Consider the following 21,949-nt stretch of genomic DNA (forward strand, 5'->3'; position numbering starts at 1 on the left):
CGGTCAGCCGATCACGCTGCGCGTGGGGCTGGGCGGCGCCGCCGCCACGGGGTCGCTGTACGAGCGCATCGGCGGCGCGCCGACCTTCGACCGGCTCGTCCGACGGTTCTACGAGGGCGTGCAGCAGGACGACGTCATCTGGCCGATGTACCCGGCTGACGACCTCGAGGGTGCGATCTGGCGGCTGTCCGCGTTCCTCCAGCAGTACTGGGGCGGCCCCGGGACCTACAGCGAGGAGCGCGGGCACCCCCGGCTCCGGATGCGCCACAACCCCTTCCGGATCACGTCGGAGGCCCGCGAGCGCTGGCTGCACCACATGCACGATGCCGTCGAGTCGCTCGCGCTGGCTCCGCTGGACGAGGCCGAGCTGTGGGCGTACCTCGACCGTGCGGCGCACGCGATGACGAACACCTTCGACTGACGTTCGCGACGTGAAGCGTCTCGGCCCGGTGGTGGCCGTCGTGATCGACCGGACGCGACCACGGGGCGGACGGGAGGCACGGGCCGCGCCCGCCACGCGCCTCCCGTCCGGCCGGTGGCTGCGGTGGAGTCCACGACGCGGCCTCCGGCCCACCCGCCGTGCGGTCTACCGGACGTACGAACCGTCGGCCAGGTCCTCGAGCAGGGACGGCCGCGACGGTCGCCAGCCGAAGGCCGCGCGTGCATGCGCGCCGGATGCCTCCTGGTGCAGGAGCAGCGCGTCGGCGAAGTCGGTGCCCAGACGCTCCCGGCTGGCATCGACGCTCTCGGCGACGACGGGGGAACCGTGCGCCCCCGCCTCGGCGATCTCGCGCACGGTCGGGTTGGCCCCGCTCGCCGCCACGACGTACCCGTCCTGCTCACCGCGGTGGACGGCCAGGACGTAGAGCTCGGCGAGGTCGTCGACGTGCACGGTCGTCCAGCGCTGCGAACCGTCGCCGACGAACCGCACCTCGTGCTCCCCGTCACCGACGAACATCGCCGGGATCCCCGCGCCCCGGCCGTGCACGATGCCCGGCGCGACGATCGTGGTGCGGACGTCGCTGGCTCGCACCGTCGCCTCGACGGGAGCACGCCACGCGGTGAGCGCCGGCGGCGAGACGGGTGACTGCTCGGAGATGTCGGTGGAGTCGCCGAACGTGAAGATGCCCCCGGTGTGGACGAACGGTCGAGCCGAGCCGGAGAACGCCTCGAGCACGGTCGCCGTGAACCCGGGGTCGACCGACTCGGCCGACGCCGTGTGCACGACCGCGTCGGCGTCGTGCACGAGACGACGGACGACGTCCGTGTCCGTCACGTCGCCGACGACCGCGCTGCCGCCGGCGTCGCGGACCGCCTGCGCCTTCTCGTCGGAGCGGACGAGCGCGGTGACCCGGTCGCCGTGGGCGACGAGGGCGCGGAGGACGGAGGAACCGATGTAGCCGGACGCGCCGGTGAGGAAGACCTGCATGCAGTCACCCAACCACGACCGCTCCGGCGCCGGGGACGCGGGCGGACCACCTGTGGACGGAGGGCCGGCACCCACAGGAACCGGTCGTCGACCGGTGTCAGTCGGCGAGGCCCCAGGCGCGCCGCTTGACCAGCACGTGACCGCGGGAGGTCGTCAAGCGGCTCCACCGACCGGCCTCGAACAGCCGCACCGGGTCGTGGCCGAGGAAGCCGAGGCTCTCCCCCGCGAACCCGGCGGCGGCCGGCACGTGCTCGATGCCGGGGACCGGGCGCCCCCACACCTCGGCACGGATGCGGCGCACGATCGCCTCCCCGGCGTTGGACGGCACGGCGTCGGCGACCTCGGCGATGCCGTCGCGGGCGGCACGACGGAGCAGCTCCGGCGAGATGTCGGGCAGCGGCACCCACCCGCCGCGGGGCGGCGAGATCGCAGCCCAGGTCACGGTGTTGACCTCGTGCGGCAGCTCGACCTCGACCGGGGTGGCGCGGGTCGGGTCCGCGCCGTCAGCACCGGCGGCGTCCTGCTCCTCGGCGAGCACACGGAGGCGTTCCTGCAGCGAGGCGAGCGGCACGACCGCGTCGATCGTGACCGGCTGCGTGAGCGAGAACGTCCGCAGCCCGAGCACCGTCGGCAGCTCGTCGAGCAGGCCGAGCGGGTAGAGGATCGCCGTGTAGACCGCCAGGACACGCGAGTCCGCGATGAGCCGGACCGATCCGTCCTCGATCCGGGCGGCCCGCCCGAGGTAGGTGCGGAGGTCACCGAGCGAAGCGGTGTCGGGAAGCGTGAACGAGGTGCCCATGTCGCCACCGATCCTACCGGCGGCGGGTTCGTAGACTGCGGGTGTGAACGGCGAACCCGACTTCCTCAGCACCCTCCGCCTGCAGGACACCGGCGCGAGCACGGGTGAGACGATCCTGACGGGTGCCAGCCACTGGTCGCCCGGTGGACGGGTCTTCGGCGGCCAGGTGCTCGCGCAGTGCATCGTCGCCGCCCAGCACACCATCGAGGACCGCGACATCCACTCGATGCACGGCTACTTCCTGCGGCCGGGCGACACCGAGCTGCCGATCACCTTCGCGGTCGAGCGGATCCACGACGGTCGCTCGTTCGCCACCCGGCGGGTGCAGGCGTACCAGCGCGGGGTGCCGATCTTCTCGATGATCGCCTCGTTCCAGCGCCCGGACGAGGGCGTCGAACACCAGGACCCCTTCCCCGTGGACGTCCCCGAGCCGGAGACCCTGCCGTCCGCGGCGTCGATCCTCTCGGCGATCGACCACCCGGTCGCGCAGGCCTGGGCGGCGCGGTCGATCGACCTCCGGCACGTCGAGGGGCCGGTGTTCGTCGACGTGCAGGGCGAGCGGGTGCCCCACCAGGCGGTGTGGTTCCGGGTCGAGGGGGCGCTGCCCGCGGACCCGGCCCTGCACCGTGCCGTGCTCGGGTACGCGAGCGACATGTCGATCCTCGAGCCGATCATGCGGCGGCACGGCGTCGCCTGGGGCACCCCGGGCGTGAAGAGCGCGAGTCTCGACCACGCCATGTGGTGGCACCGGGACGCTCCGGCCGACGAGTGGGTGCTCTACGCGCAGGAGTCACCGAGTGCGCAGGGCGGGAGGGGGCTCGCTTTCGGCCGGATGTTCGCGCGCGACGGACGGCTGCTCGCGTCGGTGGCGCAGGAGGGCATGCTGCGCGTCCCGCGCTGAGCGCCGCCACTCGCGGTTCGGAGTGCTTGCGCACAACGGGAAGCAGCCCGCGCCACGCGATCTCGTGGCACGAGCTGCTTCCCGTTGTGCGGCGGCGGCGCGCGCCGGACGCTTCCGCTACGGGCGGGCGAACACCACCGGCGGCTCGGTGTACGGCGCGCACGCGGCACGTTCCGCATCCGTCAGCCGACGCGGGCGCTCCGTGGCCGTGTCGACCATCACCAGGGCCGTGGTCGCCCGGGTGTACAGGACGGTGGGCTCGACGCCCGCGGGTGACCACACCTCGTACGAGACGTCGATGCTCGCGCCACCCGTGCGCCCGATCCACAGCTGCACGTCGAGCGGACGACGCTGGTACGGGATCGAGGCGAGGTACTCGAGCCGCTGGGCCGCGATCACCGTCATGGTGCCCGATCCGGGACGACCGTCGATGATCGGCGCCGCGAGGTCGCCGTCCTCGTCGACGTCGGACGGGTCGTGTCCCCAGAACCCCGCGATGCGCGCCTCCTCGAGGAGGCGCAGCACCGCGGAGTTGTTGACGTGCCCGTACGCGTCGATGTCACTCCACCGCAGGCGGATCGGGACGTGGAGCCTCGCCACGGATCAGTCGCGCGTGAGCTTGCGGTAGGTCGCCCGACCCGGCTTCGCGGCGTCGGCACCGAGACGCTCGACCTTGTTCTCCTCGTACGCCTCGAAGTTGCCCTCGAACCAGTACCAGTTCGGCGTCCCGTCCTCGTTGAGGCCCTCCCACGCGAGGATGTGCGTCGCGATGCGGTCGAGGAACCACCGGTCGTGGGTGATCACCACGGCACAGCCGGGGTACTCGAGCAACGCGTTCTCGAGACTGCCGAGCGTCTCGACGTCCAGGTCGTTCGTCGGCTCGTCGAGGAGCAGGAGGTTGCCGCCCTGCTTCAGGGTCAGCGCGAGGTTCAGACGGTTGCGCTCACCACCGGAGAGGATGCCGGCGCGCTTCTGCTGGTCCGGCCCCTTGAAGCCGAACTGCGACACGTAGGCGCGCGACGGGATCTCCGTCTTGCCGACCTGGATGTAGTCGAGTCCGTCGGACACGACCTCCCACAGGTTCTTGTTCGGGTCGATGCCACCGCGGCTCTGGTCGACGTACGAGATGTCGACGGTCTCGCCGACCTTCAGCGAGCCGCCGTCGAGCGGCTCGAGGCCGACGATCGTCTTGAAGAGCGTCGTCTTGCCGACACCGTTCGGACCGATGACGCCGACGATGCCGTTGCGGGGCAGCGTGAAGGACAGGTCGTCGATGATGACGCGCTCACCGAACGACTTGTGGAGCTTGTCGGCGTCGATGACCTGCGACCCGAGACGCGGACCGACGGGGATGACGATCTCCTCGAAGTCGAGCTTCCGCGTGCGCTCGGCCTCCGACACCATCTCCTCGTAGCGGGCGAGACGGGCCTTCGACTTCGCCTGGCGACCCTTCTGGTTGCTCCGCACCCAGTCGAGCTCGGACGAGAGACGCTTCGCGAGCTTCGCGTCCTTCTTGCCCTGGACCTCGAGTCGGGCACGCTTCTTCTCGAGGTAGGTCGAGTAGTTGCCCTCGTACGGGTAGAGGCGGCCGCGGTCGACCTCGGCGATCCACTGCGCGACGTGGTCGAGGAAGTACCGGTCGTGGGTCACGGCCAGGACGGCGCCGTGGTACTGCTGCAGGTGCTGCTCGAGCCAGAGCACGGACTCGGCGTCGAGGTGGTTGGTGGGCTCGTCGAGGAGGAGCAGGTCGGGCTTCTGCAGCAGGAGCTTGCAGAGGGCGACGCGACGCTTCTCACCACCGGAGAGGTGGGTGACGAGCTCGTCCCCCGGCGGGCACTGGAGCGCGGCCATGGCCTGCTCGAGCTGCGAGTCGAGGTCCCATGCGTCGGCGGCGTCGATGTCCTCCTGCAGGGTGCCCATCTCGGCCAGGAGGGCGTCGAAGTCGGCGTCCGGCTCGGCCATCAGCGCGGAGATCTCGTTGAAGCGCGTGATCTTCCCGTGGATCTCGCCGACGCCCTCCTGCACGTTCTCGAGGACGGTCTTCGACTCGTCGAGCTCCGGCTCCTGCATGAGGATGCCGACGGTGAAGCCCGGGGTGAGCTTCGCCTCGCCGTTGGACGGCTGGTCGAGACCCGCCATGATCTTCAGGATCGTCGACTTGCCTGCACCGTTCGGCCCGACGACGCCGATCTTGGCGCCGGGGAGGAACGACATCGTGACGTCGTCGAGGATCAGCTTGTCGCCGACCGTCTTGCGGGCGCGGACCATCTGGTAGATGTACTCAGCCATATCGCGGCAAGTCTACTGACACGGTGCCCCGGAGCGCCCCCTCTCTTCGACATCGCCGGACGCGACTCCGGTGCTCACGCCGCGTCACGGCCGGAGAGTGCACGGTCTTCCGGCCCGTCGAGCGGGGACGAGGGCGTGGCGAAGTCCCCGCCCAGGGCGGACGCGGTGTGCCGTGCCGCCTCGGCAGGATCCGGCAGCTCGTCCTCGGCGGTCGCGTCCGCGTCCGGGTCGACCTGCCCGCGGACCTCGCCCGTCCGCGGGTCGACCGATGGGGAGTCGCCGGGAACGGCAGTGGACTCGGTGCTGTGTCGCGGCACCCGGATCCAGTTGCTGATGCCCCAGGCGAGGTCGTGTCCGATGCCCTCGGCATCGATCTCCACGGAGGTCCCGCCGCGACCGTCCCGTTCCCAGGTGCGGATGCGGACCCGCCCCGTGACCACGATGCGGTCGCCCTTCTTCAGGGACTTGTGGACGTTCGCGGCCAGGGAGCGGAACGCGGTGACCGTGAACCAGTTGGTGGTGCCGTTGGTCCAGGACGAGGTGCTGCGGTCCCAGCGACGGGACGGGGACGCCAGGCGCATGCTCGAGATGGCGATGCCGGTGTCGGTGACGAGGTGGCGGGGTTCGGTCGCGACGATGCCGCAGACGGTGATCGTGTCGTTCATGACTCGATCGTCGGCGAGGGCCGGGGCGAACCAGCGCCCCGGCCCTCGTCCTGTGACCGGTCATCTCGATCACGTCTGCTGTGCAGGAGGAGTCCCCCGCGCCTCCAGACCGACCGTGGTCAGTGCGCGCGGAACTCGGGCCGGTCGGCGAACGGACCGAGCGCCGCGTGGACCGCCTCCTTCGCGGACCCGAGCGACGGGTAGGTGCCGCCTCGTCCGGTCCGGCCGTAGAGCTCGACGTGGAACCCGTCCGACGCGCGGCGGATGCTGCCGACCGCGCCCGCCGGACCGACGGCCACCCAGGTCCCGGTGTTGTCCATCATCGTTCGACCACCTCCTCGTGGCCCCGGCGCCGCGTCTCAGGACGCCAGGATGTACCGACTGTAGGCCTTGCGGACCTTGTTCACCTTGGGGAGCGCGACCGCCAAGCAGTAGCCCTGACCCGGGTTCTTGGCGAAGAAGTCCTGGTGGTACTCCTCCGCACGGAAGAACGGCCCGGGCGCCTCGATCGTCGTGACGACGCCGCCGTCCCACATCGTGCCGGCGCGGTCGATCGCCCGACGGAACAGCGCCTCCTGCTCGGCGTCGGCGGGGAACATCGCGGACCGGTACTGCGTGCCCACGTCGGCACCCTGTCGGTTCAGCTGCCGCGGGTCGTGGAGCGTGAAGAAGACGTCGAGGACGACGTCAGCGGGGATGACGGACTCGTCGAAGGTCACCGCGACCGCCTCGGCGTGCCCGGTCGTGCCGGTGCAGACCGCCTCGTAGGACGGGGCGTCCGTGGTGCCGCCGATGTAGCCCGAGACCACCTCTTGCACGCCCTGGAGCGTGCGGTACACCGCGTCGAGACACCAGAAGCAGCCACCTGCGAGCACGAACGTCGTCATGCGCAGAACCTACCTCGCCGGGCTCTTGGCGGACCGTGAACGGGGTCGTCGTCCTGCACGGCGTGTGTCCCCCCACGTGTCCTCCACAGCGCTGCACGACGCCCTCGGGAGTGTCGGTGGTCGCCCGTACCGTCGCTGGTACACCACACGACAGACCACAAGGAGGCACCAGTGCAGCTCAGCACCGATCTCGCGTTCCGCTCCCGCCCGACGCCCGTGGCGCGGAGCCGAGGCGACCTCCGCGTCCTCGACGTGCGCGACGACCTCAGCCGGGTCACGCGGGCGAACGGCGAGATCGTCGGGTACGTCGACCGCCTCGACGTCGCCGGCGGCACGGCGTACCGCGCCCGACGGTACGTCGCCACCGAGCGCCGGTTCGTGGAGCTCCCGAACGCGTGGTCCGCGGACGACGCGGTCGACTTCCTCCGCTGGGGCTGACGCGGTCGACTTCCTCCGCTGGTGCTGACCCGCACGGTCCCGACGGCGCGGCACGGCAGGGGCTCCCGCCGGTCGGGATCGACGGAACGCCGACGGGCCTGCGCTGATCGCGCCCGTGCGCTGCGTAGGGTGCGCGCATGGACTGGTGGAACGACCTGACCGACTGGACGGCGTCCGACACGGGATGGCGGGTGCTCTCCGGAGCGATCATCCCCTTCATCGCGATCGTCGTGGCCGGGGTGATCGCCGCCCTGATCGGACGCGCGGCGACGAAGCGCGTCGTCGCACTGCACGACCGGGAGAGCCGGACCGCCGCGGTCGCCGGGATCGTCTCGGTCTCGCGGAAGGCATCGCGGTGGGGCTCGCTCGGACACGAGGAACGCGCGTACACCGACCACCTCGCCGAGGACGCCGACATCCGCCTGCGCATGCTGCCCGTCAGCGGCGCGGCACTCGCGGCCGACTGGGCGCAGCACGAGATCGCCGACATCAAGCGCAACTCGTCGACCTTCACGTCGACGGACCAGTCGCTCGGCGAACTGCGCGACCGTCTGCTCGAGTGGAACGCCCGGCCCAACCGCGCGCGCAAGCTGTTCAAGGCCGACCTCGAGCGCTGGAAGTTCGACTCGCCCGACCCGGACGCCGAGTTGATCGGCCGCCAGCAGGACTGGAACGCGGACCAGCAGCAGAAGCGCGGTGCCGCGGACGCCGACGCGCCGTCCCAGCCCGCCACGCCGACCACGACGGCACTGCGCCCCACGCTGCAGCAGCAGCAACAACAGCCCGTCGTCGCCCCCTCTGCGCCGGCACCGGGGTCGGCTGACCGCGACCAGGACGCCACGACCCCGATCAACGACCTCCGCCCCGCCCCCGACAACCGCACCCGCCCGTACGGCCAGGGCGAGACCGTGCCGCTCGACGGCGCTCCGGTCCGACCGCCGCTCGGCTCCCCCATCGCCCCGGGTCGACCGAGCACCCCTGCGCCCGCCGCGCGGAACGACGTCGGTGGCCACGACGTCGGTGGCCACGACGCGGACGCCCGCGACGTGGACGCGACCGACCAGGACCGGACCCCGTCGTCACCCCGCATCGCCAGTCCCACGGCGGCGGACGCACACGTGAACCGAGCCTCCGGATCCGCGACCGGCCTCGACCGGACGGCAGACCAGGACACCCGCCCGGGCGACGCGGACGACCCGGCGGCGGAGCGGGACGACGAACCGTCGCCGTACACGCAGCCGATCAGCGCCAGCGAGCTGCGACGCCGAGCCGGCGACGACGACTGAGCACGACCACCACTGCCGGTCCGGCCTGAAACCGACCGGCGCGGGGCCGACCGGCGCGAGGCCGCCATCCGAGGGGATGGCGGCCTCGTCCGTTCCGGTGCCCCCGGCAGGAATCGAACCCGCGGCACGGTGGGTAGAAACCACCTGCTCTATCCACTGAGCTACGGAGGCCGGCGGCGACGATCCTACCGCCGGTGGCGATCCGGTGACGCGACCACAGGGCCGAGCCGGCCGATCGCGGACCGGACGCGACCGACGGAGGTGTGACGCGCCTCCCGGCCGGACCGTCGAGACGTCAGAGTGCCTTGGCCACCGCCAGCAGCAGCTGATCCCGCGAGGGGACACCGGGCGAACGGAAGACCTCGGTCCCGTCGTCCCGCCGCACGATGATCGTGGGGGTCGAACGGAGACCGAGGTCCTCTGCGGTGTCGGGGTGTGCCGCCACGTCGCGCTCGGTGACCCGCAGCCCCGGGACGAGCGCCGCCACGTCACCGGTCACGCGGCGGGCGGCCGCGCACGGGGCGCAGAAGGCGGAGGTCCAGAGATCGAGGCGCACGGCTCGTGCAACGCGGGCGGCGTCGGGTCTACTCCCGGTCGAACCCGCCGCTGCGGTCGCCGCGGTCCTGCAGGTCGTCGACCGGGTCGGAGTCGGCGGCGTCGTACTCGTACTCGACCGAGGTCTGGTCGAGCACCTGGCGGGACTTGGTGGCCTTGTAGGTGAAGGCCGTCTGGAGGCCCTCGACGTCCGCGTACACCGTGACCTCGTCGTCGACCGCGTCGCCGGTGGCGGTGCGGGTGTCGGTCGTGCCGTCGAAGGGACCGCCGTGGAAGATCGCGGTGTACTCGTCGCCCTCGGAGATGGTGATGTCGCTCATGCGTCCCTTCTACCAGGACGCCCCTGTTGACGGATGCATAGCCTTGCTATACAGTTCCGGAGTGGAATCAACAAGGGCACAGACGGTGGAGACGCTCCTCGTCTCCGTCAACCGGCTGATCCGCGCCGCCGCACGAGCCACCGGCAACCCGACCTCGGCCGCCGTGTGGCGGACCCTCGGGATCCTCGAGACCGAGCAGCCTCTCCGCCTCGGCGAGCTCGCCGCCGCCTCGCGCGTGGCGCAGCCCACCATGACCAAGCTCGTCACCGGCATGCTCGCCGACGGGCTGGTCTCGCGCAGCGTCGACCCGGACGACTCCCGCGGCCAGCTCATCGAGCTCACCGACACCGGGCGCGACCGGCTCCGCACGTGGCGCGCCACCATCACCGAGACGGTCGGGCCGGTCTTCGCCGACCTCGGCGACGACGAGTGGGACGTGCTGCACCGCGCAGCCGCCATCGTCGCCGCACGCACGCCCGCCACGACCACCACCAGAACGGAGATCCCCGCGTGAACGCCCACGCACCCGCTGCATCCGGCAGCATCCTCAAGCAGTCGTCCGCGGTGTGGGCGATCGCCTTCGCCTGCGTCGTCGCCTTCATGGGCATCGGCCTCGTCGACCCGATCCTGCCCGCGATCGCGTCCTCGTTGCACGCGACCGCTGCGCAGACCGAGCTGCTCTTCACGAGCTACCTCGCGGTCACGGGCGTCGCCATGTTCTTCACCAGCTGGGTGTCGAGCCGCATCGGCGCGAAGAACACGCTGCTCATCGGACTCGCGCTCATCGTCGTCTTCTCCGTGCTCGCCGCCACCTCCGGCAGCGTCTGGAACATCATCGGCTTCCGCGCCGGCTGGGGCCTCGGCAACGCGCTCTTCATCTCCACCGCGCTCGCGACGATCGTGGGTGCGGCCTCGGGCGGCACCGCGTCGGCGATCATCCTCTACGAGGCAGCCCTCGGCCTCGGCATCGCCGTCGGCCCGCTCGTCGGCGGCCTGCTCGGCTCGGTGAGCTGGCGCGGCCCGTTCTTCGGCGTCACCACCCTCATGGCGATCGCGTTCATCGCGGTCGTGGTGCTCCTGAAGTCGTCCGGGCTCGAGAAGCCGACGCCCACCAAGCTCTCCGCGCCGTTCCGGGCGCTCGGGCAGCCGGCGCTCGCGGCCCTCGCCGTCACCGCACTCTTCTACAACATCGGCTTCTTCGTGCTGCTCGCCTACACGCCGTTCCCGCTCGGGTTCGGGGCGCTCGGCATCGGCTTCACGTTCTTCGGCTGGGGCGTCGGACTCGCGATCACCTCGGTGTGGGTCGCGCCGGCCCTGACCGCCCGGATGCGCCGGACGACCGTGCTGAAGATCGCCCTGCCGCTGCTCGCCCTCGACCTGTTCGCCGCCGCGGTCGTCGTGACGTCGCAGGTCGGGCTGATCGTCTGCGTGGTCATCGGCGGACTCGTGCTCGGGGTCCTCAACACCGTGCTCACCGAGTGCGTCATGGAGGCGACGGACCTCCCCCGCTCCGTGGCGTCGAGCGCGTACTCGGCCGTGCGGTTCATCGGCGGTGCGATCGCCCCGCCCGTGGCGACCCTGCTGGCGGACGCGTACTCCCCCTCGGCGGCGTACGTCTTCGCCGGGGTGTCGGTGGCCGTGGCGTTCGTGGTCGTGGTCGTGACGACGCGGGTGCTCCGACGTGTGGACGACGGGGCGGAGCCCGAGCGGGTCGAGGCCGAGGCGATCTCGGCGGGCGAGATGGTCTGAGGCGCCGGCGGTCGCGCCCTCGCGCGTGTGCTCTACGCGGCTCCGGGGCGGTGTGGGCGGCGACGCTGCTGGCTGAGCTGCGGCCTTCCGCGAACGGGCGGAACCGGTGGTCGGACCGAGGGTCCGGCGGTCGGTTCCGCCCGTTCGTCGTTCGGGTGCGTCCCGTGGGGGGCGTGCTCGCGCGCTCGGGGCGAGGGGCTCGGGCCCCGAGCTGTCGGAGCGCGAGCGGGTGGAAGCTGCTGGTCGCGGTCGTGACGCGCACTGTCTCCGCCCGCTCGCGAGGTCGAGGTGACCGGCTGGCGGGGGCGCGACGACGGGGAGGGTGGGGCGAGCCTCCCGGCGGTGGTTCCCGTCCGCACGTCCCGGTCGTCGGCGGCCGTCTCCTCCGCGCGCACGGTCGCGAGGTGTGTGCGGCCGACCCGCGGGACGCGAGCGGGCGGGAACGGCGGCTCGCGGTCGTGACGCGCGCCGCTTCCGCCCGCTCGCGTCCTGGTCGGGGTCCGGGTGGACCGCCGACCGCCGCCGTGGACCGTCACCCTCCCGCGAGCGGGCGGGTGCCGTGTGCGAGCGATTCCTCCAGAGCAAGTCGCGCCCGCTCGCGGGTTCCGGACGGTCGGACCGGAGGCACGGGTCATCCACCGGGACCGCCCGCTGCACGAGCAGGCAGATCCCGCCGCCTGGCCGGCCCGGGCGAGCGGGTTCCGCCCGCTCGCGGGACCCGCGTGCACGCCGGCAGCGGCGCACCCTCCACAGCACGGCAGTCCGGCACCGGGAGCGTCACCGGCGCGGAATAGGATCGAGGGCATGGCAACTGCGAACGACCGCCTCGTCTGGATCGACTGCGAGATGACCGGCCTCGACGTCGAGGTCGACCAACTCGTCGAGGTGGCCGTCGTCATCACCGACTTCGACCTGGTCCCCGTGCACGCCGGCTTCGACATCGTCATCAAGCCCGACCAGTCGGCGCTCGACAACATGAACGAGTTCGTGACGAACATGCACACGACCTCGGGGCTCATCGAGGAGATCCCGGACGGGGTCTCCCTCGCCGACGCCGAGTACCAGGTGCTCGAGTACATCCTCCAGCACGTCCCTGCCGAAGGCAGCGCACCCCTGGCTGGCAACACGATCGGCACCGACCGGGCGTTCCTGGCGAAGTACATGCCGCGCGTCGACGGGCACCTGCACTACCGCAGCGTGGACGTGTCGAGCATCAAGGAGCTGTGCCGCCGCTGGTTCCCGCGCGTGTACTTCAACGCGCCGGAGAAGCACGGCGGGCACCGTGCCCTCGCGGACATCCTCGAGTCGATCCGCGAGCTCGAGTACTACCGCCGTGCCGGCTTCGTCGCGGAGCCCGGGCCGACCACCGAGGACGTGCGCGCCGTCGCCGCCGAGGTCGTCGAGCGGTGGGAACCGCGACTCGCCCAGCCCGCGACCGAGTGACGACACGCCTGTTCTGCGGGACCTCCGGCGTGTACTACTATTGAGTGGTCGCGCCGGTCCGCCGGTTCGAACATGGTGGATATAGCTCAGTTGGTAGAGCGCCTGGTTGTGGTCTAGGAGGTCGCGGGTTCGAGACCCGTTATTCACCCCAGTACGTGAAGGCCCCGTCCGTTCGGACGGGGCCTTCGTCGTCCTCCGATCCCGGTGTGCCACGATCGGATCGTGATGGAGATGTCCGCCGACGCGTTCGAGCAGCTCGTGACCGACGAGCTCGACCGGCTGCCCGACGAGATGGTCGACGGGCTCGACAACGTCGTGTTCGTCGTCGAGGACGAACCCGAGGACGGCTCCGACCTGTTCGGCATCTACGACGGGGTCGCAGCGACCGAACGCGGGCAGTACGGCTTCGGCGAGCTGCCGGACCGGATCGTCGTGTTCCGCAAGCAGCACCTCGCGGAGTGCGACACCCTGGACGAGCTGCGGGACGAGGTGCACACCACCCTCGTCCACGAGATCGGGCACTTCTACGGCATCGACGACGAGCGCCTGCACGAGCTCGGCTGGGCGTAGGGCGGACAGGACAGGGCTCGGCGCCGCGACGAGCGCGCCGCGACGCGCGCCCCTAGAACCGCGTCGGCCCCACCTCGTGGTACCGCTCCCACGCGTCCACCGGCCCCCGCCCGTGCAGCACGTACTCCCCCACGAGCCGCTCCTTGTAGACGGCCGGGTTGTGCGACGCCACCACCCGGGCGTTCCGCCAGTGCCGGTCGAGCGCCCGTGTCCGGTCCGCCGCCGAGGCCCCACCGACCTCGAACAACTCCGACGCCGACCGCAGCACGCGCGGCCCGATCTCGACCTGCGCCTGGTACACGGCGTTCTCGGCAGCGTCGAGCAGCGCGTGATCGACGCCGACCCCGGGCTCGTTCGTCGCCACCACCTCGTCGAGCAGCCCCGCCGCCGCCGCGACGAGCGACCGCGCCGTGAAGGCTCCCGCCGACAGCCGTCCGAGGACCGCCAGCACCTGCGGGTCGTCACCCGGGGTCGCCGCGTTCGCGTGGATGTACGTGCGGGTGCGCGGCCGGACGAACGCCACGGCGTCGTCGACGACCGCCTGCCCGATCCCGGCGAGGACCGCCAGCAGGTACAGCTGGTAGAAGGCCTGGATGTGCGACAGCGGGGCGTCCCGGTACGCCGAGACCACCGTCGGGTCGACCGCGACGCCGTCGAAGACCGTCGTCCCCGAGGCGGTGAGCCGCTGCCCGAACCCGTCCCAGTCGTCGATGCCGGTCACGCCCGGCGCGTCCGTGGGCACCGCGAAGGTCACGCGCTCGCCGTCGCGGTCCGCCGCCAGGTAGATCCAGTCGGCGTAGAGGGTGCCCGTCGAGTAGAACTTCCGCCCGTGGAGCCGCCACGTGCCCGAGTCGTCGGGGGCGACGGTCGTCGAGATGTCCGCGAGCGTCGTCCCGGTCCGCTCCGAGGTCGCGTTCCCCACGATCGCCCCGTCGACGATCCGCCGCAGCCACTCGTCACGGGCGGGCGAATCCGGTCGCAGGAGCACGAGCTCGGTGTAGCCGAAGTGCCCACGCCACAGGTGTGCGATGTTCGAGTCCGCCGCGGCGAGGTCCGCCACGAGGTGCACCAGCTCGACGACCGTCACCCCGAAGCCGCCGCGCTCCTCGGGCACACGCAACCGCCCGAAGCCAGCCTCCGCGAGCGCCCGCACCTCGGCGTGCGGTAGCTCGCGCTCGCTCGGTGTGCCCGACGCGAGTTCGCGGGCGACGGCACCCTCCCGGATCCGCTCGACGATCGGCGCGAACCGCTCCCGCAGGGACGTCAGACGGTCGGACTGGGCCCCCGCCGCCGGTCCCGGATCGACGCGCCAGCGGCGATCCGGCCGTGTCGGCGGGGAGAGGCGCGGCCCGCCCCCGGCGGACGTCGTCGCGTCCGTCATGCGGTCACCTCCACTGCGTCGCGCGCCTCGTCCGAGCCGGTGCCGCCCGCACCGCCGGAGAACGCGCCCCGCCAGCGCCGGGCCGGGTGCGAATCGGGCAGCTGCGGGTGCCCGAAGAGCTTCTCGCGGAGGGTGCCCTGCCGGTACTCGGACTGCATGAGCCCCCGCTCCTGCAGGGTCGGCGCGATGTCGTCGACGAACTCCTCGTACGACCCGGGCAGCGTCCAGTTGATGACGTTCACCCCGTCGACCCCGACCCGTTGCCACGCAGCGAGCTCGTCGGCGATCTGCTCGGGCGTCCCGACCACCCGGGCGCGGAGCTTCGCGGACAGCCGGGCGAGGTCGGCGATGGTCGGCTCACGGTCGCCGGCGGCCTCGCGGAGCCACTGCAGGTGCGACTGCCCGGCCTGCGTGCGGACCTCGGACAGCGGCGTCGCCGGGTCGAGCGGTTCGCCGGTGTCCGGGTCGAAGCCGAGGTTCGAGTGCACGAGGAAGCCGTCTGCCGCGAGGTACTCGTCGATCTCCGCCTCCTTCGCCTTCGCCTCGGCCTCGGTGGAGCCGGTGACGAAGGTCAGGCCGAGGAAGAACGCGAGGTCGTCGCGGCGTCTTCCGGCCGCGACGGCGAGGTCGCGGGTCTCGCGGATCAGCTGTTCGGTGGCATCGCGGTTCGAGGTGAGGATGAACTGCGCCTCGGCGTTCCGCGCGGCGAAGGCCCGCCCGGCCGGCGACGACCCCGCCTGGAACAGCACGGGTGTCCGCTGGGGCGAGGGCGCGGACAGGTGCGGCCCCTGCACGTCGTAGCGCTCCCCGTGGTGGTCGATGCGGTGCACCTTTTCCGGGTCGGCGTACCCGCGCACCGGGTCCTTGAGCACGGCGCCGTCCTCCCACGAGCCCTCCCACAGCTTGGCGCAGACCTCGAGGTACTCCTCGGCCCAGGCGTAGCGCTCGTCGTGCTCCTCGAGCCGGTCGGCGCCGAAGTTCCGGGCCGCGCTGTCGAGGGCGCTCGTGACGACGTTCCAGCCGATGCGGCCGCGGGTGATGTGGTCGAGCGTCGAGACCTTGCGGGCGAAGTCGAACGGGTGCGCCTGGATGACGCTCGACGTGAACGCGAGCCCGAGGTGCTCCGTGGACACGGCGAGCGCGGAGAGCAGCACCGACGGGTCGTTCGAGGGGATCTGCAGCCCCTCGCGGAGGTTCGTCGCGTAGTCGCCGCGCGCAGGGCCGTACGTGCCGACGACGTCCGCGAAGAACATCGCGTCGAACTTCCCGCGCTCGAGCGTCCTCGCGAGGTCGGTCCACAGCGTCACGTCGTCGAAGTCGGCCTGACGGGCGTCCGGGTGTCGCCACAGGCCGTGCTGGATGTGCGACGTCGTGTTCATGACGAAGGCCGCGAAGCGCAGCGGACGGGTCGGTGCATCGCTCATGCGTCCCATGGTGTCCGGGAGCAGCCGGTCGGAGACAGTGACGTGACCTCGCGTTACGGGCGGTCTTCCGACGCGGCCGGGCGGCGACCATGCTCCTGAGGCATGCCGACCCAGACGACCGCAGCCGCGCCTCCCGTCCGTCCCACCGCACCGTCCACCAACGCGACCCGGCGTCGCGTCGCCCTCGCGTCGTTCGTCGGGACGACCGTCGAGTACTACGACTTCTACCTCTACGCGACGGCCTCCGCGCTCGTGTTCGCGCCGACGTTCTTCCCGTCCGTCACGCCCGCGGTCGGTGTGATCGCGTCGTTCGCGACGTACGGTGTCGGCTTCGTCGCGCGGCCGCTCGGTGGCATCGTCGCGGGGCACCTCGGCGACCGGATCGGCCGCAAGAAGCTGCTCGTCGCGTCGCTGGTGCTGATGGGCATCGCGTCGACGCTCATCGGGGTGATCCCGTCCGCGGCGACGATCGGCGTCGGCGCGGTCGTCGCGCTCGTGGTGCTGCGACTGCTGCAGGGCATCGCGGCCGGCGCGGAGTGGGGCGGGTCGGCGCTGCTGTCGGTCGAGCACGCTCCGGAGCGCCACCGCGGGCTGTTCGGGGCGTTCACGCAGATGGGCTCGGCGGGCGGGATGCTCCTGGCGACCGGGGTCTTCACACTCGTGCGGACGCTGCTCGGCAACGAGGCGTTCCTGGCCTGGGGCTGGCGGCTGCCGTTCCTGTTCTCGGCCGTGATCGTGGCGGTCGGCCTCGTCATCCGGCTCGGGGTGCAGGACGCGCCGGTGTTCCAGGAGCTGCGCGCATCGGGGCAGGTCGAGCGGTACCCGGTGTGGCAGGCGATCCGACGGCACCCGCGGGCGATCCTCGTCACCGCGGGGCTGCGGCTGGTGCAACCGGCGCTCTACTCGATCCTCACGACCTACTCGCTCACGTACCTGCTCGCGAAGCGCGGCGAGGAGGGGTCGGCGGCGGGGCTGCAGGCCGTGCTCGTCGTCTCGGCGGTGTCGCTCGTGTCGACGCCGTTCTGGGGCTGGCTGTCCGACCGGGTCGGGCGGCGGGTGCTGGCGATCTCGTCGGCGGTCGGGATCGGTGTGCTCGTCTGGCCGTTCTTCGCGTTCCTCGACGCCGGGCCCCTCGTGCTGCTGCCGCTCGTCGCGCTGGTCGGGATGTGCGTCTTCCACGACAGCATCTACGGTCCGCAGGCCGCGTGGTTCGCCGAGCAGTTCCCGACCGGTCGTCGCTACTCGGGGATGAGCCTCGGGTACCAGATCGGGTCGATCTTCTCGGTCGGGCTGACGCCGTTGCTCGCGGCCGTGTTCGTCGAGGTGGGCGGGGGCTCGCCGTGGATCCTCTGCGCCTACGTCGGGGTGTACGCGGTGCTCTCGATCGTGGCCGCCGTCGCCGCGGTGGACCCGGTGGCGGCCGCGCGGCGGGCCGAGCGGGGGGCGCAGCGGTTGAGCGTTGCCCGAGGCTCGCGCTGACGGACGTTCCTCGGGCTCGTGACCACGAGGGATGTCCGCCCAGCCGAGGCTCGCGCGCCGCGCCGCGCCGCGCCGCCGCCCCGCAGCTACGTCCGGACCACCACGTCCGCGAGCGCGGCCGGGTCCTCGGCGGCGATGAACGCCCGCTCGTGCGCCGCCCACCGCTCCCACTCCCGCGCGAACACCTCGCCGTCGCGGCCGATCGCCCGGTCCCGCCGGACCACGTCGTCCGCCTCGAGCCACACGCGCAGCGACGCCAGCGGGGCCGAGGCCCGCGAGAGCGCCCCGCAGCCCTCGACCACGAGCGGGACGTCCGGGTCGACCGACACCCACTCGGCAGACACCGAGGCCACCCAGTCCCAGCGCCGGTACCCGGACCGGGGACCGAGCACGTCGGTGACCACCGCGTCGGCAGCCGCACGGAGGCCGTCCCACCCCGGGTAGAGGTCGTCGAGGTGCACGACGGCCGCGCCGAGCTCCGCGGCCACCGCCGTGCCGAGCGTGGTCTTGCCCGTGCCCGACCGTCCGTCGACGAGCACGACGAGCCGTCGCCCGGTCGCGGTCGCCGCACCCGACGCGGCGGCGGCCAGCCCCTGGACCAGCGCCCGGTCGACGTCAGGCACGCCAGGTCCCCGCGGCGACCGCGACACCGACGGAGACGACGCCGATGCCGACGAGCACGGCGACCATCGCCCACTCCGGCCCGGCGAACCGCGCCTGCCGGGCCCACGTGCGGCGTCCGGGCGCGCCGAACCCCCGTGACTCCATCGCCACCGCGAGCGTCGTCGCCCGCCGCAGCGCGAGCACGAGCAGGGCGAACGCCATCGAGGCGCCCCGCCGCAGCCGGCCCTGGTCCGCGGTCCCCCGCGCCCGTCGCGCCATCGCCAGCTGGCGCCAGTCCTCGCCGAGGAGCGTCGTCATCCGGACCGCGGCGAGCGCACCGAGCACGAACCGCGCGGGCAGCCGCAGCAGCTGCGCGAGCCCGTCCGCCAGGTCCGTCGGGTCGACCCGGACGAACAGGGCGACGGCCGGCAGCCCGACCGCGAGCACGCGCAGGGCGGTCGCGAGGGCGAGCACCAGCGACCCGTCGGTCACGTGCGCGAAGCCGAGGTCGAACCACTCCCGACCCGACGGCCGTCCGTACAGCGCGATGCTCAGCGCGGTCAGCGGCACGGCGACGAGCACCGGGGTCGTCCGCAGCAGCAGGGTCCGGACCGGGATGCGCAGCAGCGGCAGGAGCAGCAGTTCGAGCACGAGCGCGACGGCGGCCGACACCACGTCGAGGCTCAGCACGAGGCACAGGCCGAGCGCGAGCACGCCGAGCATCGAGGCGACCGGTTGCACCCCGCGGACGCCACGTTCCGTGCGGACGGGAGGCGCGGCTCGTCCGGACGCGCCGGCCGCGGTCCCCGGGGCGGTCACCGTGCCACCTCCGTGGCCGGCGCCGACCGCACGTCCGGCGGCGCGGCCGGAGGCGCGTCGGGTGACCCGGGCGGCACGGCACGGACGCCGTCCGCTGCGAGCACGACCTCGTCGGCGTCGAGCGCCCGGACCAGGTCGCGGTCGTGCGTGACCACGACCACCGCGGTCCCGGCGTCCGCCAGCGCTCCGAGCCGGTCGACCACCGCCTGCCAGGTTGCCCGGTCCTGTCCCGACGTCGGCTCGTCGAGCACGACGACCGGCGGACGCGCGGCGACCACCGTGCCGATCGCGAGTCGTCGCTGCTCCCCGCCGGACAGGGTGAAGGGGTTGACGTCGGCGAGGTGCCGGAGCGCGAAGGCGTCGAGCAGCTCCTCCACGCGGGCGTCCACGTCGTCGAGGTCGAGGGTGCGCGGGCCGACGGCGAGCTCCTCGCGGACGGATCGCGCCACGAACTGGTGCGCGGGGTCCTGGAACACGGTACCGATCCGCCGCGCGAGCTGTCGGCTCGTCCAGCGCACGGGCCGGTCGCCGGCGTCCCCCGTCAGGTGGGGCGTCGCGCGGAGGACACCGCCGGCGGGTCGGAGGAGCCCGGCGAGGGTCAGGCCCAGCGTCGACTTGCCGACGCCGTTCGGCCCGGTCACGGCGAGCACCCGACCGGCACGGACGTCGAGGTCGATGCCGCTGCCCACCGGGGTGCCACCCGCTCGTCCGAGCACGCCCCCGCGGGCGGTCGCGAGCCCCCGTGCCTCCAGGAGCACGACGTCGTCGAGCCCGCTCCGGTCGTCAGCGAGCGGGCGGAACGTGCGCGCACGGGCCGACGGGTCGGGAACGGTTCCGCCCGCTCGATCCGCCGACGGGTCGTCCACGAGCGGGCGGGACGTGCGCGCGCCGGTTCGGGAGGACCCCCGCGACGGCTCCGCACCGGGCACCCACACGCCCGCCGCCGTCAGCGCGTCGCCGTGCTCCGCGAGCACGGCCGTCGGAGCGCCGTCGGCGACGACCCCGCCGCCGGGTGCGAGCAGCACGAGCCGGTCGACCAGGTCGAGCCAGGTGCCGATCCGGTGCTCCACGACGAGCAGGGTCGCCCCGGTGTCGTCGAGCAGCGCGCGGACGGCGTCGTGCACCTGTCGCACCCCGTCCGGGTCGAGGTTCGCGCAGGGCTCGTCGAGCACGAGCACGCCCGGCCGCATCGCGAGCACCCCCGCGAGCGCCAGGCGCTGCCGCTGGCCGCCGGAGAGCCGGCCGGTGGAGCGGTCGAGCGGCAGGTCGAGGCCGACCACCCGGAGCGCGTGCCGGACGCGGTCCCAGGTCTCCTCGCGCGGCACCCCGGTGTTCTCGCACCCGAAGGCCACGTCGTCGCCGATCCGCGACATGACCGTGTGGGCCTCGGGGTCCTGCATGACGAGGCCGACACGCCCGCGGACCGCGCGGGGGTCGGCGCCGTCGACCAGGACCGAGCCCTGCACGGCAGCGGCGGTGTCGTCGTCGGGGTCCGGCTCGTCGGCGAGGACGGCCGCCACGGCCCGGAGCACCGTCGACTTGCCCGCACCGGACGGGCCGACGACGGCGACCCGCTCCCCCGGCTCGACGACGAGGTCGAGCCCACGGACCGCCCAGGCGTCACGCCCGGCGTACCGCCAGCCCCAGTCGGCGAAGGCGACGCGTGCCGCGGCCGACGACGACACGGTCACGCGGCGGAACGGGGTCCGCGCCTGGTCCGCTCACCGGCGGCGTGCTCGCGACCGGCCGCGAACGAGGACAGCACGCCCGTCGCGGCGAGCGCCCGGACGAGCAGCCACGACCCGACACCGGCGATCACGGCACCCGAGATCACCGCGCACACGACGTAGACCGCCTTGAACGCCGCGTCGAGGCCCGGGTACCAGAGCACCGTGTCGTTGATGCCGAGCGCGAGCCCGGCGGCGGCACCGGCGAGCACGACCACGGGCAGCTTGTACGACCGGTAGAGGAACAGTGCGAGGACGAGCTCGGCGCCGAGGCCCTGCACGAAGCCGGCCTCGAGCGTCAGCCAGCCCCACTGGGTGCCGAGCAGGGCCTCGACCGAGGCGGCGACCATCTCGGCGTAGAGCGCGGCGCCCGGCTTCCGGACCACGATCGCGACGACCGGTCCGGCGAGCAGCCAGACGCCGCCGAACAGCGACTGGGTGCCGGGCAGGACGAGACCCGCGACGGTGCTCAGGGGCTCGTAGCCGAACTCCCAGAGCTTGAAGACGACGCCGATCGCGACGGCGAGCACGCTCGCGACGACGATGTCCACGACCCGCCAGCGCAGCGAGCGCCGAGGGGTGGTGGACGGGACTGCGGACTGCGTGGTCGCAGACATCATTGCTGACTCCTCCCTGCGCCGGCATGACCCGGATCAGGTTCGACGGTCGGAGCGCCACTCGCTCCCTCTCAGCCCGGCGGTCCCGGACTCCCGTGTGTGTCCCAGCAGTCTAGACGCGGCCACGACCGCGTGACGTACCCAGGTGAAGGACGGGAGGCGCGGTGCCAGCCGGCACCGCGCCTCCCGTCCGTCGGTGCGCTACTTCTTCAGTGCGCGGACCACCTTCGCGAGGGCCTTGCCGGTCACCCAGATGGTGGGGATGCTGACGGCGAGGAGCGAGATGAGGTTCGGCTCGAACTGCAGGTCCTGGCCCGGGCGGCGCACGTAGGCACCGACGGGGATGGACGCGCCACCGCCGCCGCCACCGCCCCCGTTCTCGCCGTCGCCGCCGGCGCCGAAGCCGTACCAGCCGAGGGAGACCGGGATCAGGGTCTGGTCGCCGACCTCGACCGGCTCCCCGTAGTTCGTGGAGACGCCCACGGGGCGCACCTTGTCTGCGATCTGCTGCACGATGTCTGCCATGCGCGCGAGGCTACTCGGCGGTCCCTCCACAGGCGGGGGCGCG

Annotated in this window: 25 protein-coding genes, 2 tRNA genes and 1 riboswitch; of the genes, 10 read left to right on the forward strand and 17 right to left on the reverse strand. The window is 72.7% G+C overall.

The annotated features are described in order from the left end of the window. Positions 1 to 10: 10 nt before the first annotated feature. The gene (locus tag AB0N84_RS00990) at positions 11 to 421 is read left to right on the forward strand and encodes a globin (protein WP_363543389.1); all 411 of its coding nucleotides are present in this window, start codon (positions 11 to 13) and stop codon (positions 419 to 421) included. A gap of 165 nt (positions 422 to 586) precedes the next feature. Here AB0N84_RS00990 and AB0N84_RS00995 read toward each other — a convergent pair whose 3' ends face one another. Together AB0N84_RS00995 and AB0N84_RS01000 are read right to left on the reverse strand one after the other, a co-directional pair. After that, complete coding sequence (locus AB0N84_RS00995) at positions 587 to 1,429, reverse strand: NAD(P)H-binding protein (protein WP_363543158.1); 843 nt, start codon at positions 1,427 to 1,429, stop codon at positions 587 to 589. Positions 1,430 to 1,526: 97 nt separating this feature from the next. Further along, positions 1,527 to 2,228: a hypothetical protein gene (locus tag AB0N84_RS01000; protein WP_182045720.1), complete on the reverse strand. Its 702-nt coding sequence runs from the start codon at positions 2,226 to 2,228 to the stop codon at positions 1,527 to 1,529. Positions 2,229 to 2,271: 43 nt separating this feature from the next. Between AB0N84_RS01000 and AB0N84_RS01005 the strand changes: the two genes are divergently transcribed. Beyond that, positions 2,272 to 3,129, forward strand: coding sequence for an acyl-CoA thioesterase II (locus tag AB0N84_RS01005; protein WP_182045718.1), 858 nt, complete (start codon positions 2,272 to 2,274; stop codon positions 3,127 to 3,129). A 117-nt stretch (positions 3,130 to 3,246) separates the two neighbouring features. Here the strand turns inward: AB0N84_RS01005 and AB0N84_RS01010 are convergent, their stop codons facing one another. The 5 genes from AB0N84_RS01010 to msrA form a co-directional block, all read right to left on the reverse strand. After that, entirely contained in the window at positions 3,247 to 3,729 is a 483-nt protein-coding gene (locus AB0N84_RS01010) for a thioesterase family protein (RefSeq protein WP_182045716.1), read from the reverse strand. A 3-nt stretch (positions 3,730 to 3,732) separates the two neighbouring features. Continuing rightward, positions 3,733 to 5,418, reverse strand: coding sequence for an energy-dependent translational throttle protein EttA (ettA, locus tag AB0N84_RS01015; RefSeq protein WP_069711553.1), 1,686 nt, complete (start codon positions 5,416 to 5,418; stop codon positions 3,733 to 3,735). Between the two features lie 74 nt (positions 5,419 to 5,492). Next, entirely contained in the window at positions 5,493 to 6,083 is a 591-nt protein-coding gene (locus AB0N84_RS01020; RefSeq protein WP_363543162.1) for a single-stranded DNA-binding protein, read from the reverse strand. A 119-nt stretch (positions 6,084 to 6,202) separates the two neighbouring features. Next, positions 6,203 to 6,406, reverse strand: coding sequence for a methyltransferase (locus AB0N84_RS01025; protein ID WP_182045711.1), 204 nt, complete (start codon positions 6,404 to 6,406; stop codon positions 6,203 to 6,205). A 36-nt stretch (positions 6,407 to 6,442) separates the two neighbouring features. After that, positions 6,443 to 6,970 (reverse strand): peptide-methionine (S)-S-oxide reductase MsrA, encoded by a 528-nt coding sequence (gene msrA / locus AB0N84_RS01030; RefSeq protein ID WP_182045710.1) that lies wholly within the window; start codon positions 6,968 to 6,970, stop codon positions 6,443 to 6,445. Between the two features lie 171 nt (positions 6,971 to 7,141). On the opposite strand from msrA, the gene AB0N84_RS01035 reads away from it, so the two are divergent. Then, complete coding sequence (locus tag AB0N84_RS01035) at positions 7,142 to 7,408, forward strand: hypothetical protein (protein WP_182045709.1); 267 nt, start codon at positions 7,142 to 7,144, stop codon at positions 7,406 to 7,408. A gap of 137 nt (positions 7,409 to 7,545) precedes the next feature. Further along, positions 7,546 to 8,694, forward strand: coding sequence for a hypothetical protein (locus AB0N84_RS01040; protein WP_363543165.1), 1,149 nt, complete (start codon positions 7,546 to 7,548; stop codon positions 8,692 to 8,694). A 98-nt stretch (positions 8,695 to 8,792) separates the two neighbouring features. Here the strand turns inward: AB0N84_RS01040 and AB0N84_RS01045 are convergent. The 3 genes from AB0N84_RS01045 to AB0N84_RS01055 all read right to left on the reverse strand — a co-directional run bounded on the left by AB0N84_RS01045 (position 8,793) and on the right by AB0N84_RS01055 (position 9,569). Continuing rightward, positions 8,793 to 8,865, reverse strand: a tRNA-Arg gene (locus AB0N84_RS01045). A gap of 124 nt (positions 8,866 to 8,989) precedes the next feature. Continuing rightward, a complete protein-coding gene (locus AB0N84_RS01050) occupies positions 8,990 to 9,250 on the reverse strand; it encodes a thioredoxin family protein (protein ID WP_069711563.1) in 261 nt (86 codons plus the stop codon). Positions 9,251 to 9,278: 28 nt separating this feature from the next. Continuing rightward, complete coding sequence (locus AB0N84_RS01055; protein ID WP_069711564.1) at positions 9,279 to 9,569, reverse strand: hypothetical protein; 291 nt, start codon at positions 9,567 to 9,569, stop codon at positions 9,279 to 9,281. 61 nt (positions 9,570 to 9,630) lie between these two features. Here AB0N84_RS01055 and AB0N84_RS01060 point away from each other — a divergent pair, with 61 nt between their 5' ends. From AB0N84_RS01060 to AB0N84_RS01080, 5 genes are all read left to right on the forward strand, one after another. Beyond that, the gene (locus tag AB0N84_RS01060) at positions 9,631 to 10,083 is read left to right on the forward strand and encodes a MarR family transcriptional regulator (RefSeq protein WP_363543169.1); all 453 of its coding nucleotides are present in this window, start codon (positions 9,631 to 9,633) and stop codon (positions 10,081 to 10,083) included. Then, positions 10,080 to 11,318: an MFS transporter gene (locus tag AB0N84_RS01065; RefSeq protein WP_289457682.1), complete on the forward strand. Its 1,239-nt coding sequence runs from the start codon at positions 10,080 to 10,082 to the stop codon at positions 11,316 to 11,318. Before AB0N84_RS01060 ends, AB0N84_RS01065 begins: the two co-directional genes overlap by 4 nt. 804 nt (positions 11,319 to 12,122) lie before the next feature. Further along, entirely contained in the window at positions 12,123 to 12,761 is a 639-nt protein-coding gene (gene orn / locus AB0N84_RS01070) for an oligoribonuclease (RefSeq protein ID WP_182045702.1), read from the forward strand. A 75-nt stretch (positions 12,762 to 12,836) separates the two neighbouring features. Beyond that, positions 12,837 to 12,912 (forward strand) — tRNA-His (locus AB0N84_RS01075). A gap of 74 nt (positions 12,913 to 12,986) precedes the next feature. Beyond that, entirely contained in the window at positions 12,987 to 13,331 is a 345-nt protein-coding gene (locus AB0N84_RS01080) for a metallopeptidase family protein (protein ID WP_363543391.1), read from the forward strand. Between the two features lie 52 nt (positions 13,332 to 13,383). Here the strand turns inward: AB0N84_RS01080 and AB0N84_RS01085 are convergent, their stop codons facing one another. Next, the gene (locus AB0N84_RS01085; RefSeq protein ID WP_363543173.1) at positions 13,384 to 14,712 is read right to left on the reverse strand and encodes an acyl-CoA dehydrogenase family protein; all 1,329 of its coding nucleotides are present in this window, start codon (positions 14,710 to 14,712) and stop codon (positions 13,384 to 13,386) included. After that, the gene (locus tag AB0N84_RS01090; RefSeq protein ID WP_363543176.1) at positions 14,709 to 16,136 is read right to left on the reverse strand and encodes an LLM class flavin-dependent oxidoreductase; all 1,428 of its coding nucleotides are present in this window, start codon (positions 16,134 to 16,136) and stop codon (positions 14,709 to 14,711) included. Before AB0N84_RS01090 ends, AB0N84_RS01085 begins: the two co-directional genes overlap by 4 nt. 102 nt (positions 16,137 to 16,238) lie before the next feature. Here AB0N84_RS01090 and AB0N84_RS01095 point away from each other — a divergent pair, with 102 nt between their 5' ends. After that, positions 16,239 to 17,615 carry an MFS transporter gene (locus AB0N84_RS01095; protein WP_363543178.1) on the forward strand — a complete coding sequence of 459 codons (1,377 nt, stop codon included), beginning with the start codon at positions 16,239 to 16,241 and terminating at the stop codon, positions 17,613 to 17,615. Positions 17,616 to 17,701: 86 nt separating this feature from the next. Here the strand turns inward: AB0N84_RS01095 and AB0N84_RS01100 are convergent, their stop codons facing one another. The 5 genes from AB0N84_RS01100 to AB0N84_RS01120 form a co-directional block, all read right to left on the reverse strand. Continuing rightward, entirely contained in the window at positions 17,702 to 18,238 is a 537-nt protein-coding gene (locus AB0N84_RS01100) for an ATP-binding protein (RefSeq protein WP_363543180.1), read from the reverse strand. Further along, the gene (locus AB0N84_RS01105; protein ID WP_363543183.1) at positions 18,231 to 18,959 is read right to left on the reverse strand and encodes an energy-coupling factor transporter transmembrane component T; all 729 of its coding nucleotides are present in this window, start codon (positions 18,957 to 18,959) and stop codon (positions 18,231 to 18,233) included. The genes AB0N84_RS01100 and AB0N84_RS01105 overlap by 8 nt, the downstream gene beginning before the upstream one ends. A gap of 74 nt (positions 18,960 to 19,033) precedes the next feature. Further along, positions 19,034 to 20,728: an ATP-binding cassette domain-containing protein gene (locus tag AB0N84_RS01110; RefSeq protein ID WP_363543185.1), complete on the reverse strand. Its 1,695-nt coding sequence runs from the start codon at positions 20,726 to 20,728 to the stop codon at positions 19,034 to 19,036. Continuing rightward, on the reverse strand, positions 20,725 to 21,381 hold the full coding sequence (locus AB0N84_RS01115) for an ECF transporter S component (protein WP_182045817.1): 657 nt from the start codon (positions 21,379 to 21,381) through the stop codon (positions 20,725 to 20,727). Before AB0N84_RS01115 ends, AB0N84_RS01110 begins: the two co-directional genes overlap by 4 nt. Beyond that, a riboswitch (TPP riboswitch) is annotated at positions 21,377 to 21,488 on the reverse strand. (Overlaps the previous gene by 5 nt.) Positions 21,489 to 21,582: 94 nt before the next feature. Continuing rightward, positions 21,583 to 21,906, reverse strand: coding sequence for a hypothetical protein (locus AB0N84_RS01120; protein WP_363543187.1), 324 nt, complete (start codon positions 21,904 to 21,906; stop codon positions 21,583 to 21,585). Between the last annotated feature and the right edge of the window lie 43 nt (positions 21,907 to 21,949).

It is taken from the genome of Curtobacterium sp. NPDC089185, from assembly GCF_040685235.1.
Taxonomy (GTDB): Bacteria; Actinomycetota; Actinomycetes; order Actinomycetales; family Microbacteriaceae; genus Curtobacterium; species Curtobacterium citri.

Bases quoted from the DNA above. Each gene is read 5' to 3' on its own strand.
- AB0N84_RS00995 (WP_363543158.1), bottom strand. From the start codon at position 1,429: ATGCAGGTCTTCCTCACCGGCGCGTCCGGCTACATCGGTTCCTCCGTC.
- AB0N84_RS01000 (WP_182045720.1), bottom strand. From the start codon at position 2,228: ATGGGCACCTCGTTCACGCTTCCCGACACCGCTTCGCTCGGTGACCTC.
- ettA (WP_069711553.1), bottom strand. From the start codon at position 5,418: ATGGCTGAGTACATCTACCAGATGGTCCGCGCCCGCAAGACGGTCGGC.
- AB0N84_RS01020 (WP_363543162.1), bottom strand. From the start codon at position 6,083: ATGAACGACACGATCACCGTCTGCGGCATCGTCGCGACCGAACCCCGC.
- AB0N84_RS01025 (WP_182045711.1), bottom strand. From the start codon at position 6,406: ATGATGGACAACACCGGGACCTGGGTGGCCGTCGGTCCGGCGGGCGCG.
- msrA (WP_182045710.1), bottom strand. From the start codon at position 6,970: ATGACGACGTTCGTGCTCGCAGGTGGCTGCTTCTGGTGTCTCGACGCG.
- AB0N84_RS01040 (WP_363543165.1), top strand. From the start codon at position 7,546: ATGGACTGGTGGAACGACCTGACCGACTGGACGGCGTCCGACACGGGA.
- AB0N84_RS01055 (WP_069711564.1), bottom strand. From the start codon at position 9,569: ATGAGCGACATCACCATCTCCGAGGGCGACGAGTACACCGCGATCTTC.
- orn (WP_182045702.1), top strand. From the start codon at position 12,123: ATGGCAACTGCGAACGACCGCCTCGTCTGGATCGACTGCGAGATGACC.
- AB0N84_RS01080 (WP_363543391.1), top strand. From the start codon at position 12,987: ATGGAGATGTCCGCCGACGCGTTCGAGCAGCTCGTGACCGACGAGCTC.
- AB0N84_RS01085 (WP_363543173.1), bottom strand. From the start codon at position 14,712: ATGACGGACGCGACGACGTCCGCCGGGGGCGGGCCGCGCCTCTCCCCG.
- AB0N84_RS01090 (WP_363543176.1), bottom strand. From the start codon at position 16,136: ATGAGCGATGCACCGACCCGTCCGCTGCGCTTCGCGGCCTTCGTCATG.
- AB0N84_RS01095 (WP_363543178.1), top strand. From the start codon at position 16,239: ATGCCGACCCAGACGACCGCAGCCGCGCCTCCCGTCCGTCCCACCGCA.
- AB0N84_RS01115 (WP_182045817.1), bottom strand. From the start codon at position 21,381: ATGTCTGCGACCACGCAGTCCGCAGTCCCGTCCACCACCCCTCGGCGC.
- AB0N84_RS01120 (WP_363543187.1), bottom strand. From the start codon at position 21,906: ATGGCAGACATCGTGCAGCAGATCGCAGACAAGGTGCGCCCCGTGGGC.